At 44.4% G+C, this 12,327-nt stretch carries 11 protein-coding genes; 6 read left to right on the top strand and 5 right to left on the bottom strand.

What is annotated here, in order from left to right; all coding sequences use genetic code 11:
- Positions 1 to 114: 114 nt before the first annotated feature.
- A complete protein-coding gene (locus IV64_RS13980) occupies positions 115 to 483 on the bottom strand; it encodes a hypothetical protein (protein ID WP_057708041.1) in 369 nt (122 codons plus the stop codon).
- Positions 484 to 628: 145 nt separating this feature from the next.
- Here IV64_RS13980 and IV64_RS13975 point away from each other — a divergent pair, with 145 nt between their 5' ends.
- From IV64_RS13975 to IV64_RS13965, 3 genes are all read left to right on the top strand, one after another.
- On the top strand, positions 629 to 1,153 hold the full coding sequence (locus tag IV64_RS13975; protein WP_057708038.1) for a DUF1836 domain-containing protein: 525 nt from the start codon (positions 629 to 631) through the stop codon (positions 1,151 to 1,153).
- 200 nt (positions 1,154 to 1,353) lie between these two features.
- A complete protein-coding gene (locus IV64_RS13970; protein WP_057708036.1) occupies positions 1,354 to 2,103 on the top strand; it encodes a LytR/AlgR family response regulator transcription factor in 750 nt (249 codons plus the stop codon).
- 9 nt (positions 2,104 to 2,112) lie between these two features.
- The gene (locus tag IV64_RS13965) at positions 2,113 to 2,766 is read left to right on the top strand and encodes an HD domain-containing protein (RefSeq protein WP_057708034.1); all 654 of its coding nucleotides are present in this window, start codon (positions 2,113 to 2,115) and stop codon (positions 2,764 to 2,766) included.
- A gap of 77 nt (positions 2,767 to 2,843) precedes the next feature.
- Here the strand turns inward: IV64_RS13965 and IV64_RS13960 are convergent, their stop codons facing one another.
- Positions 2,844 to 3,623: a hypothetical protein gene (locus IV64_RS13960; protein WP_057708032.1), complete on the bottom strand. Its 780-nt coding sequence runs from the start codon at positions 3,621 to 3,623 to the stop codon at positions 2,844 to 2,846.
- A 4-nt stretch (positions 3,624 to 3,627) separates the two neighbouring features.
- Complete coding sequence (gene ybaK, locus IV64_RS13955; RefSeq protein ID WP_057708031.1) at positions 3,628 to 4,134, bottom strand: Cys-tRNA(Pro) deacylase; 507 nt, start codon at positions 4,132 to 4,134, stop codon at positions 3,628 to 3,630.
- 120 nt (positions 4,135 to 4,254) lie between these two features.
- Between ybaK and IV64_RS13950 the strand changes: the two genes are divergently transcribed.
- Both IV64_RS13950 and IV64_RS13945 read left to right on the top strand, forming a co-directional pair.
- Positions 4,255 to 4,980 (top strand): GntR family transcriptional regulator, encoded by a 726-nt coding sequence (locus IV64_RS13950; protein ID WP_057708028.1) that lies wholly within the window; start codon positions 4,255 to 4,257, stop codon positions 4,978 to 4,980.
- Positions 4,981 to 5,219: 239 nt separating this feature from the next.
- Positions 5,220 to 7,586 carry a phosphoketolase family protein gene (locus IV64_RS13945; protein WP_057708026.1) on the top strand — a complete coding sequence of 789 codons (2,367 nt, stop codon included), beginning with the start codon at positions 5,220 to 5,222 and terminating at the stop codon, positions 7,584 to 7,586.
- Between the two features lie 108 nt (positions 7,587 to 7,694).
- On the opposite strand, the gene IV64_RS13940 is transcribed toward IV64_RS13945, so the two are convergent.
- On the bottom strand, positions 7,695 to 8,597 hold the full coding sequence (locus IV64_RS13940; protein ID WP_057708024.1) for an RluA family pseudouridine synthase: 903 nt from the start codon (positions 8,595 to 8,597) through the stop codon (positions 7,695 to 7,697).
- 102 nt (positions 8,598 to 8,699) lie between these two features.
- Positions 8,700 to 9,152, bottom strand: coding sequence for a universal stress protein (locus tag IV64_RS13935; RefSeq protein WP_057708021.1), 453 nt, complete (start codon positions 9,150 to 9,152; stop codon positions 8,700 to 8,702).
- A 532-nt stretch (positions 9,153 to 9,684) separates the two neighbouring features.
- Between IV64_RS13935 and IV64_RS13930 the strand changes: the two genes are divergently transcribed.
- A complete protein-coding gene (locus tag IV64_RS13930) occupies positions 9,685 to 12,030 on the top strand; it encodes an SH3 domain-containing protein (RefSeq protein ID WP_057708019.1) in 2,346 nt (781 codons plus the stop codon).
- Positions 12,031 to 12,327 lie beyond the last annotated feature (297 nt).

Below are 12,327 nucleotides of genomic sequence, written 5' to 3'. Positions count from 1 at the left end.
TAATCATCAGATGAATTATTGTATTTCATCTGACAACCATAAAGGGATTATCGCAATCAGTATTTTTGATGGCTGTTTTTTAGTCGCATTTTATTAAACTTGATGTCGCTTGAGTTAGTCTTTTGAAGTGGTGTCGCTGTCAGCAGCTGCTTTGTCAGCTTCCTTATTGGCATCTGAGATGCTCATTTGAATCGTCCGGGGACGGTCCTTGAAAATAATGATCGTACCCTTACCAAGAAAGTTTTTAGGACCGTCATAGGCCATTTCATATTCGTTGGCAAACGCCCCAGCCTTTTGTAGGGTCATGAAAAAGATCTTATCATCTTCATAGTCATCACTAAACATAACGGCCATCGTTGAATCAATCAATAACTTTTCTGAGCGCATGGCTTTCAGTCGGTCCCATAAACCGGCAATTACAGCTTGAGGAATTCGTTCCTTAACGTCGTCACCAACGCGGAGTTTCTTTGTCATTTCGTACATATTAAATCGGACCTACTTTTCTAATTATTTGTTGCAACCCATAAATAATACCATATTCTTAGCATAAACTGGTTTTGAAGCTTACCTAGTTTACAAGACTAGATAATCTGTATATAATAATACTAACATGTTAGGAGGGGTTCGGATGGCAAATGAACGGACTTACGCGGATTGGCAAGCACGCATGCAAAAGGTGATTTTACCTAAATGGACGGAGTTACCTAATTTTGATTTGTATATGGACCAAGTCTTATTGTTGATCAACGAAACGTTACAACCACTAGGGGTTGATCCGGTTACTGCGGCGATGATCAATAATTACGTGAAACACAAAGTCATCTTGTCACCAATCAAGAAAAAGTACCAGATTATGCAGCTGGCAGACATTATTGTCATTAGTCTGTTAAAGCCCAGTTATCCGCTAGATAAGATTCGTCAGGGAATCGATCAAGTAACGGCCACTGGTTATCCTAAACGGGCGTATGATAGTTTTATTACGGCTTTAACAGCGCAACTGCACCATCTGGATGCACCGGTATCAATTTCTGATCAGGATCCTAGTGGGGGGTTAACCGTTGCTGCGGCACAGTTAATTGTTAACAAATTGCGAACTGACGAACTGTTACGGATCAATCAAGCTCAGGTTCAACCACAACAAATTGAAAAATAAGTTTTTGCAGCGGAACGGAGTGACTGATGAAGTAATAATTCAGTCAACGTTCCGTTTTCAGTTGCCGTTAGCAGACTGCTTTAGTATGATTAAAGAGTAAAAAAGACAATTGTAAACAATCTAAACGGTTATTTAATTAAACGTATTGAGCCGTCTGATACGTTCGGGAAATAATCTAACGATGAGAAAGAGTGATATTAATGAAGGTGTTTATCAGCGACGATCAGGAACCGCAGCGTCTCTGGTTAAACGACATCATCGCAGCGCAGTTAGATGACTTACATTTTAACTACGAGTTAGCGTCTGCTTGGCAGCCGGCCGATGTGTTGGCAACCGTTAAAGCGAGCACTGGTCCAAACATCTATTTTTTAGACATCGTGCTCCAGCGTGAAATTAATGGGATTCAGTTAGCCTCCAAAATCCGTGACTATGATCCGGATGGTTTCATTGTTTACGTCACGATTCGTGATGATATGATGCCGGAGACGTTGAGTGCGATGACGACGCCCACGGGGTTTATTTCAAAAACAAATATGTTTGACCGTGACCGGTTCATTCCGCAAGTTCGCCAAGTGTTGCAGGTAATCAAAAAACGGCTGGCAAAGCTACAGGCCATCCCAGAACCAACTTTGACGATTCACAGTGGCGCGTTATTATTAACGATAAAGCTTACGGATATTCTCTACTGTGAGAAAATCCACGGTCTCCGCACGACGCGGATTGTGACTGATAGTCAGGCTTACATTGTGCATAAAAATTTGAATACGATTAAGGCCCAGTTAACCACGGCACACTTCTTTAATGACTTCCAGAGTTACGCGTTAAACTTGGACAAAGTAGTGACCGTTGACTTCAACAAGGGGCACGTCAATATGCTAAATGGGGATTGTTTATCATTTAGCCGGGGCACGATCAAAAAATTACGGGCTTATTATCAAACTCAAGAATAGGATGATAAAATGATTTCGGATACACAGTTAACAGCAATAAAAGCGTACGCGTTAGACCGGTTAGCGCAGGATCACAGTGGTCACGGAACTGATCACCTGCAACGGGTCAATCAGCTTGCGCGGCGGTTAGCAATCGCCGAAGGGGCGGACTTGAATCTTACGCTAGCGGCGGCTTGGGTGCACGATGTGATCGATGATAAGTTGATGACTGACCCCCAAAAGGCCCACGCGGCGCTTGCGGAAAAGTTGACGACGTTGGTGGTATCCGATGATGATCAAGCGGCCATTTTTGATATTATTGACCACATGTCCTTTAGCAAGTCATTTGGCGGTCTTCAAAAACTGAGTTTAGAAGGTCAAATTGTGCAAGACGCGGACCGACTAGATGCGATTGGGGCCATTGGGATTGCCCGGGCACTCTACTATTCAGGACACGTTGGCGAAAAGATTTATGATCCAAAGGTGGCGCCACGCTTGCACATGACCAAGGAACAGTATCGCAACCAACCAGGAACGGCCATCAACCATTTTTATGAAAAGCTGTTCAAACTGGCGGATTTGATGAATACTCCGGCAGCTCAGGCGTTAGCGCAACGGCGAACGGCCGTGATGCACGCGTTTGTGGATCAATTTAAAGCTGAATGGACGGCGGATGACGAGTAAAGCAGCAGTCCTTTAAAACAATGATAATAAAAAAGGTATTTCAGAAATGAGACAAATTTCTGAAATACCTTTTTTATTTAAGCGCGGTTAGTCAAAATCTGAGTGATCAACATGACGATCAGTGACACGATCAAGGAGTAACACAAAATAATTGCGAGGGTGAATCCCCAAGAAACTAAGACTTGAATCCAGCTAGTAATGCCGAGTAACGTCAGAATGGTCGTCACCACGACGATCACCCCGAACGTACTGTATAGGCCAACGGCACTGTTTTCATAGTCGGCCGGACTAAGGTCGAACCCGCCCAGCACGATCGTAACGGTTAAGAAGAGTAGGAGTAACGCTTGCCACCACCCAACCGGTGTTGAAACTAAAGCTTGCCAGCTGCCAGACCAATCTGGTCGTGACGGGGTCTCTGCCAGCTTCAAAATGGATTGGGCAAGCCCGGGTGCTAACCAGAGATCGAGGCCGAGCAAAGCCGCGGTACAGCCAAAAATCGGTGCAATCCCTATAAACAGGTTACCAATGACCTGATAGGGGTCGTGACGGTTCCAAGTATGGTTGACGTAGCCAAGCGCGAGGTCGTCAGCATCATCGGTATTCGGGTGGAGGTGTGGTCGTTTGAGCAATTGCACCGACTGAATACCGTGCCTGAAAATAATGGCCAAAATGAGGTGGCTGATTTCGTGGAGCATGATCCCTAAAAAGCCACAGTAAACTTGACTGTTAATCCCAAAATGATTCACGAGGTTCGCCTTGCTACGGCGATTAATGAATGTTAGCAGGCCGGCGAAGCCACCGGGAATACCAAGGGTAATTAGGAGGACCAATAAGTTGTTTTCAACAAGTTCTTTCACATGATCACTCCGTTAGTTCACCAAAGGTGCCATGAACGAGTTTACGTAAATCGTTGGCATCAATTTCAATCGAACGACCAATTTTGCCAGAAGAAACCAAAATGTGGCCCTGTTGCTTAGCACTCTCGTTGATGAAAATCGGGAATTTTTTAGTTTCCCAAATACCAACGGGCGTATTGGCCCCGTGTTGGTAACCAGTGGTACGTTCAAGATCCTTTAAAGGAATCATGCCCACTTTTTTGTTTCCAGAAAGTTTTGCTAATTTTTTGTAGCTAAGATGTTCATCTATGGGAAGTACGCCGACAAGGGGCCCCGTTTTATTGCCAATTAGCGCCAGCGTCTTGTAAATATGATGTTCATCGACACCGAGGTGGTCAACTTGTAATTGTTCAACGTCGCCCTCAGTTTCGGTGGGAAATTCATACTGCTGGTAACTAATATTAGCTTTATCGAGAATTTTCTCGACGAGTGTCTTACCTAATTGATCTTTTTTCTTACTTTTTTTCGACATATCTATCCCTCTTAATTATAAAATGCGACCCAATTTTAAAAATGGACCGGTGCAATTTACCCAAAGCCCTAAAACTCTGCTATACTGAAGGCAAGAAATCTACGATAAGGGGGGATTATGATGGCAGATTTAGTCTACCAACAAGTTATCACCGACCTCAATAAACGCATTATGGCCAACGAATTTAGCGATAAAAAGTTGCCAGATGAACGGAGTCTTAGTGAGCAATATCAGGTTAGCCGAAGTTCCATCAAACGTGCATTAAACGTGCTGGCGAACCAAGGCTTGATCTTCAAAAAACGTGGATCAGGAACGTTTATTAATCCATTATATCTTAAAAATCAGTCTTCATTTAAATATGAAGGCACAAACTTAGGAATTACTGATAGTTTGAATACGGAAGGGGCTAAGCCTAGTATTCAATTATTAGACTTTCAGGTCATTCCTGCAAGTCTAGAGTTGCAACAAGACTTGTTTTTGGCGCCAGACGAATTTGTATATGAGATTAAACGGTTGCGCTTACTTGATGAGCAGGCGTTTATGATTGAGACGGGCTACATTCCCATCAAGTTAGTTCCAGAATTAAATCGGCAAGTTGTCAGTGGTTCAATTTTTAACTATGTTCAAAAGACCTTACACTCAGCCGTAACGAAGTCGTTTCTATCGATATCTGCGGACAGTTCAAATGCGGAGGATCAGCAGTTATTAAACTTGCAGCCAGTTGAACCCGTTGGGGTGATGAGTGGAATCTTTTTCTTAGATGATGGGACACCGTTTGAAGTCTCGAATATGCGGTTGCACTACCGTTATATGAAGTATACGACCTTTGTCTCAACGAATGGGTAAGGATAACGGTAGTTAAGTCAAAGATTATGCAATTAAACTAAATTTTTAAAAAAATATGATATGCGAAAACGGGTCACCACCAAGGGTCGGGCTCGTTTTTTTTAGCTGAATTTTAAAATTGGACCGTCCCAATTAACAAAAAGGTTGATTTTTTTAAATAAGTTGGTAGAATAGAACCTGTAAACGATAACAGTTACTCATGGAAATCGATCAAATCGCAAATTAAGGAGTGTTTTGAAATGGCAACAGATTACTCATCACCAGCATATTTGCAAGAAGTAGACAAGTACTGGCGGGCAGCAAACTACCTTTCAGTTGGTCAACTTTACCTAAAAAATAATCCACTATTACAACAGCCTTTAAAGGCAAGTGACGTTAAGGTCCATCCAATTGGCCATTGGGGTACAATTGCGGGTCAAAACTTTATTTATGCCCATTTAAATCGGGTTATCAATAAGTACAACTTAAAGATGTTCTACGTCGAAGGTCCCGGTCATGGTGGCCAAGTCATGGTTTCAAACTCATACTTGGACGGCACTTATACCGACATCTATCCTGAAATGACGCAAGACGTTGAAGGGATGCAAAAACTCTTCAAACAATTCTCATTCCCAGGTGGGGTTGCCTCACATGCCGCACCCGAAACGCCAGGTTCAATCCACGAAGGTGGCGAACTCGGTTACTCAATTTCACACGGTACTGGTGCGATCTTAGATAACCCAGATGAAATTGCCGCCGTCGTTGTTGGTGACGGGGAATCCGAAACTGGGCCATTAGCAACTTCATGGCAATCAACGAAGTTCATCAACCCAATCAACGATGGGGCCGTACTACCAATCTTGAACTTAAACGGGTTTAAGATTTCTAACCCAACTATCTTTGGTCGGACACCTGATGCCAAAATCAAGCAGTACTTCGAAAGCATGAACTGGGAACCAATCTTTGTTGAAGGTGACGATCCTGAAAAGGTTCACCCACTATTAGCTAAAGCAATGGATGAAGCCATTGAAAAGATCAAAGCAATTCAAAAGAACGCGCGTGAAAACAACGACCCAAGCTTACCAATGTGGCCAATGATCGTCTTCCGTGCACCAAAGGGTTGGACTGGTCCTAAATCATGGGATGGCGAAAAGATCGAAGGCTCATTCCGTGCGCACCAAATTCCAATTCCTGTTGATCAAAACGACATGGAACACGCTGACGCCTTAGTCGACTGGTTGAAGTCTTACAAGCCAGAAGAATTATTTAACGAAGATGGGACTTTGAAGGATGATATCAAAGCCATCATCCCACAAGGTCAAAGTCGAATGGCTGCTAACCCAATCACCAATGGTGGGGTTGACCCTAAAGCCTTGAACTTACCAGATTTCCGCGATTACGCTGTTGATACGACCAAGCGTGGCGCAAACGTTAAGCAAGATATGATTGTATGGTCAGACTATTTGCGTGACGTCATCAAGAAGAACCCAGACAACTTCCGGTTGTTCGGGCCTGATGAAACGATGTCTAACCGCTTATATGGGATTTTTGAAGCAACTAACCGTCAATGGTTGGAAGATATTCACCCAGACAGTGACCAATACGAAGCACCAGCAGGCCGGATTTTGGATGCGCAATTGTCCGAACATCAAGCTGAAGGTTGGTTAGAAGGTTACGTCTTAACTGGTCGGCACGGTTTATTTGCCAGTTACGAAGCGTTCTTACGGGTCGTGGATTCAATGTTGACCCAGCACTTCAAGTGGTTGCGGAAAGCCAATGAACTTGACTGGCGTAAAAAGTACCCGTCACTCAACATCATTGCGGCTTCAACTGTTTTCCAGCAAGACCATAATGGTTACACCCACCAAGATCCAGGTGCCTTGACTCATTTGGCTGAAAAGAAGCCGGAATACATCCGCGAATACTTGCCAGCCGATGCTAACAGTTTGTTAGCCGTTGGGGACGTTGTCTTACGTAGCCAAGAAAAAATTAACTACGTTGTCACGTCTAAGCATCCTCGTCAGCAATGGTTCAGTATTGATGAAGCTAAGCAGTTGGTTGACAATGGTTTAGGTATCATCGACTGGGCAAGCACTGACCAAGGTAGCGAACCAGATATCGTCTTTGCGGCGGCTGGTACGGAACCAACGTTGGAAACTTTGGCTGCAATTCAGATCTTGCATGATAACTTCCCAGATATGAAGATTCGTTTTATCAACGTCATCGATATCTTGAAGCTACGTAGTCCTAAGAAAGATCCTCGTGGGTTGTCTGACGAAGAATTTGACCATTACTTTACTAAGAACAAGCCGGTTGTCTTTGCATTCCACGGCTATGAAGACTTAGTACGAGACATCTTCTTCGATCGTCACAACCATAATTTACACGTTCATGGTTACCGTGAAAACGGGGACATCACAACGCCATTTGACGTACGTGTGATGAACCAGATGGATCGCTTTGACATTGCGAAGTCCGCAATTGCCGTTCAACCAGAAATGGTCGACAAGGGCGCTTCCTTTGTACAGGACATGGACAACATGTTAGCAAAGCACAATGCTTATATTCGTGATGCCGGGACTGATTTGCCAGAAGTTAATGACTGGCAATGGCACGGTTTGAAATAAGCAGTTACTTTAATTAAGTCATTATAAAACAGGCGATTTAATGGGATTGAATTCCGCTAAATCGCCTGTTTTTGGTTGTATTAAATTAATCGTTCCGTCGGGTAGCGGTTAAAAGGTTTCAATTTCATCCGGCTGGTCAAAAACCGCTGGCCGCGGTGCGACAACGCTCACTTGCCGGCCTTCAAAGGGCAAGACTAAGTGGATTTTAATGGCGTGTAATAGCAGACGGGGCGCATTCGCGGCTTGTGCGTCGTATAATGGATCGCCAATAATGGGGTGCTGACTGGCCGCAAGGTGTACTCGTAATTGGTGGGTTCGACCGGTATGGAGCTCAAGTTGAACTAGGGACTGGTGAGCCGTTGTTTGCAGAACTTGGTAGTCAGTCAAAGCGGGTTGGGCATCCGGGGTATTGACCCAGCGTTTGCGCTTATCCGTTTGATCACGGCCAATTGGTGCCGTGAAATGACCGGTGGGGGAGTCAAAGTGTCCCCGGACCCAGGCTAAGTATGTGCGGTGAATCTGTTTTTCACTGATTAAACGGTCTAAAATTGGGACGACCACGGGGTTCAGCGCAACGATCATTGCGCCGGAGGTCATCTGATCTAAACGGTGGACCATGTAAGGTGCGCCCATTTTTTCAGGGAGCATGGCTGCTAGAAAATTGAGTAGGGTACCAACTTCGCCAGGTTGATTGGGATGTGACTTGATGCCGGCGGGTTTATTAACGACTAGTAGGTCGTGATTTTGAAATAAAATATCGACCACACGGGAAGTATCTGGCAAGTAGCTTGAGACGGGCGTTCGAAAGTCGCTGGGGACAAAATCGAGTCGTAGCTGGTCTCCTAAGTTGACGGAACTCGCAACGGAAGCGGTCGTTCCATTCAACCAAATCCGGCGATTCTGACGTAACTGTCCCTGAATCCGTTTCGGAATCAGCCAGGCCCTTAGACAGTCGCGAACCGTCTGGTGGGCTAAATTAGCCGGAATTATTAGATTAAAAGTCCAGTGCATTGGCGATCGACCTTTCATTCAAAAGTTAGGTTTTGGATTGATACTAGAAAAAAAGTTTGAGACGGGTGTCTCAAACTTTTTTTGATGTTTTTATTAACATAATTATGCTTGGACTGGCTTGACGATTAAAACGTCACAAACCGCATTACGGCTAACGTAAGTCGTGACTGAGCCGACCATTAAGCGTTCAACGGCTGAAAGGCCAGTTGACCCAATCATGATGAGCTGATTATGATGATCAGCTGGGAATTCACGTGCGATAACCGTCTTAGGATTACCAAAACGAATGTGCATGTCAACATCGGTGACACCGGCATCGATTGCGCGTTGTTTCAGTTCTTCCAACCGCTTTTGCACGTCTTCAGATAGTTTGTAAATGACGTCGCCACTTACAGCGCCACCGTACGTGTCACTGAACTGGTTAACTTCTAGTACGTTGAGAATGTCTAGATGGGTCTTGTTCCGTTTCGCAACTTCAATGCCGCGTCTTAAAACTTCTTCAGTGGCTTTGGAGCCATCAACTGGTACCAAGATATTTTGATATTGTTGTAGCATTATGGTTACCCCCGTTTGATATGGCTAATATTACATTTATTTTAGCATTAAATCGGATGCCTGTAAGTCTTTTAGACCAGAGATTCTGTAAACTAGCATAAAAAATATGAAAATTTATAACTAGTAATTTTATTTTCGAGATCTAATTTAACTTTTTGGTTACAAATAATTGTGCCTACTCAACTATTTTAAAAATGACTGTAATATTTTTTAAATGAATGATATCAAATAAATTATATAAAATAGTAGCTGATTATCGCTTGATAAGTACATATTTTTAGAATGTCAATAAATTGATAAACGAATGATATTAATTTTTAACTAATGGCATTATAGACACGGTATTAACAAATGTAAAAAATGTAATATAAATAAAACAATATGTAAATATGTGATTTGAAGATGATAAGTTAGAATGATACCATAACGGTGTAGTTTAGGGATTGTACTAAAAAGGGTTTAACAGGTTTGGGTTTTAAAGTTAACTGTTGTTGGGAAAGTCAGATTTTACAGAAAGTTTGGGGACTTAGAATTGAAAATGGGAATGACTAAAATTGTTGCTTCTCTTATGTTAAGCACTGCCTTACTACCAGCGATGCTCAGTAAAGCGGATACGACGACTAAACCGGCGAATAATCAAGAGACGGTTGAGCCGGTGACAGAAACAACTTATGAATCCACGGCTACTGGAACGGCCAACCAAACACGTCTCGTAACCACTACGCTAAGCCAGCAAACGACTGGTTCACAAGCAAGTAGCCAAGCTACTAGCGGAACACAGTCGGGCGTTGCTCAGAGTGCTGAGGGTACAAGTCAAACTAGTGCTAGTAGCGCAACCAGTGCAACCAGTGCAGAGACGCCAGCTAGTCAGGTTAGTTCCAGTTCCGTAAGTAAATCAGCTGCAGCTGCTGGTAGCGATACTCAAATTAAAGCTTCAGCACCAACTAGTTTGGCTAACAACGCTGAAAGCTTAGCAGCGAGTGCTGCGGAAGCAAGTACGGCGGCTAGTGTTGCAAGTGTCAAGGCCAGTGCGGCCACAAGTGCGACAGCAAGTACAGCAACTAGCGTAGCAGCCAGTGCTACTAGTGTTGCAAATGCAAACAGTGCTGTGGCAACTGAAAGCAGCGTCGCTAGTGTTGCCAGTCATGCGGTAGTACCAGAAGCTGAAACCTTGGTTACGGCACCGGTGGCTGCTACGCCAGCACCGCAACCAGAAGTTTATGTGGCTGAAGCTGATCGGGTGACGGCTCGGGTTAGCCCACAGCAATACTTTTTAGATGAAATTAAAGCTGGCGCTATTGCAGGTTGGCATAAATATCAGGTGTTACCTTCAGTTACCGCTGCACAAGCGATTTTGGAAAGCGGCTGGGGTGCTTCAGAATTAGCCAAAAAGGGGAACAACCTGTTTGGTATCAAAGGGTCATATAACGGCCAATCGATTGTTTTTAATACGCAAGAGTGGGATGGTCATCGCTACATTACGGTCAAAGCTGCTTTCCGGAAGTACCCAAATTGGTCAGCGAGTGTTGAAGATCACGGGGCCTTTTTGGTTGAAAATCCACGGTACAAGAACTTACTAGGTGTTACGGATTATCGGCGCGTGGCAGCGTTATTACAACAAGATGGTTACGCGACGGATCCGCATTACGCTAGTTCATTGATCAATGTTATTCGCAGCTATTATTTACAAGATTGGGATAGCGAAGCACTGGGCGGTCAACCTGGTCAAGACAATGGCAACCAGGGTCAAGTTACGCCTGAAAGTGGGCGGTATACGTTTACGCAAGCAACCCCTATTCACAATACGACTGATAAGAATTCAGCCGTAGTGGGGACCTATGAGGCTGGCGAATCCGTTTATTACAATGCTAAAGTGAACGCAAATGGTCAAACGTGGCTACAATACTTATCTTATTCGGGCATGAATCATTATGTCATGATTAAGGACGCCACCCCAGCACCAGCGCCAGGTCCAGTTGCACCAACGACGCCAAGTAATACGTTACCAAGCACCGGTTCGTACACCTTCACGGTCAATACTAATATTCGTAACGGTGCTTCAAAGGGTGCGGCGATTGCTGGACACTATGACGCTGGCCAAAAGGTTAACTATAACGGCACTGTGCAGGCCGATGGGTTGACTTGGTTGCGCTACGTTTCTTACTCCGGTGCGACACATTACGTGGCCACCAGTGGGGATGACGTGGTTGCAGCACCAAAGCCAGAAGTTCAAAACGTTTCTGGATTTTACCAATTTACGCAAAATACAGCAATTAAGAGTGCGGCGGATAATAATTCCAACACGGTCGGTACTTACGGTGCGGGTGAACGCGTTTATTACAACGCTAAAGTCACAGTCGGTGGACAAACTTGGTTACGCTACGTTTCTTATTCCGGTGCAACGCACTATGTTCAAGTTACGCCAGCAAACGTAGGGCCAAATCTTAGTCAGGCCGTAGTGACACCCGCAACGGGTGCTTACCACTTTACCCACACGACTGCGATTAAGAATGCGGCAGACCGTAATTCAGCAACGGTTGGCACGTATTACGCCGGTAACACGGTTTATTACAATGCTAAGGTCACCGTTAATGGTCAGACCTGGTTACGGTATCAGTCTTATTCTGGTGCCAGCCACTACGTTGAAGTCGGTGCGGTAACGAGTCAGGCAGATCGGGTTACGCCACAAAAAGGTAGTTTCCGGTTTACAACGACGACGAATATTCGCACGGCACCAACGACGCGGGCAGGGGTTGTCGGTGAGTATTATGCTGGTGACGTCGTCTATTATGATGGTACCGTTAAAGCCGAAGGATACACTTGGTTACGATACTTAAGTCGTAGCGGTGCAATTCACTATGTCGCAATTGTCCGGTAAGCAAGTAAGTTGTCTTATCCGTCCGGCGGTTTTATAATTTAGCTAGTAAGATAGATGGCGATTACGACCGCCATTAACTTCAGGCAACCTGGTTGGCATGTGCTGGCCGGGTTGTTTTTTGAGCGTTATTGCAATCGCTTACATTCTGTGCTATATTGGGCTTATCGGAAGAATCTCAGGTCAGTATCAAACGTTACCCTATTGTTGTAACAAACCCGTCAAGTGATAGCTAGTGCAGTATACAGCGTTTCCGCTAATTTCGGATAACTGGCTGGCCAAACTCCATCTATTGATGGC

The organism is Lactiplantibacillus xiangfangensis, assembly GCF_001438845.1.
GTDB lineage: Bacteria > Bacillota > Bacilli > Lactobacillales > Lactobacillaceae > Lactiplantibacillus > Lactiplantibacillus xiangfangensis.
The sequence above is the reverse complement of the archived record's forward strand: the minus strand, read 5'-3'. Positions and strand labels throughout refer to the sequence as shown.

Coding starts and splice junctions, on each gene's coding strand:
- IV64_RS13980 (WP_057708041.1), bottom strand. CDS start 483: ATGTACGAAATGACAAAGAAACTCCGCGTTGGTGACGACGTTAAGGAA.
- IV64_RS13975 (WP_057708038.1), top strand. CDS start 629: ATGGCAAATGAACGGACTTACGCGGATTGGCAAGCACGCATGCAAAAG.
- IV64_RS13970 (WP_057708036.1), top strand. CDS start 1,354: ATGAAGGTGTTTATCAGCGACGATCAGGAACCGCAGCGTCTCTGGTTA.
- IV64_RS13965 (WP_057708034.1), top strand. CDS start 2,113: ATGATTTCGGATACACAGTTAACAGCAATAAAAGCGTACGCGTTAGAC.
- ybaK (WP_057708031.1), bottom strand. CDS start 4,134: ATGTCGAAAAAAAGTAAGAAAAAAGATCAATTAGGTAAGACACTCGTC.
- IV64_RS13950 (WP_057708028.1), top strand. CDS start 4,255: ATGGCAGATTTAGTCTACCAACAAGTTATCACCGACCTCAATAAACGC.
- IV64_RS13945 (WP_057708026.1), top strand. CDS start 5,220: ATGGCAACAGATTACTCATCACCAGCATATTTGCAAGAAGTAGACAAG.
- IV64_RS13940 (WP_057708024.1), bottom strand. CDS start 8,597: ATGCACTGGACTTTTAATCTAATAATTCCGGCTAATTTAGCCCACCAG.
- IV64_RS13935 (WP_057708021.1), bottom strand. CDS start 9,152: ATGCTACAACAATATCAAAATATCTTGGTACCAGTTGATGGCTCCAAA.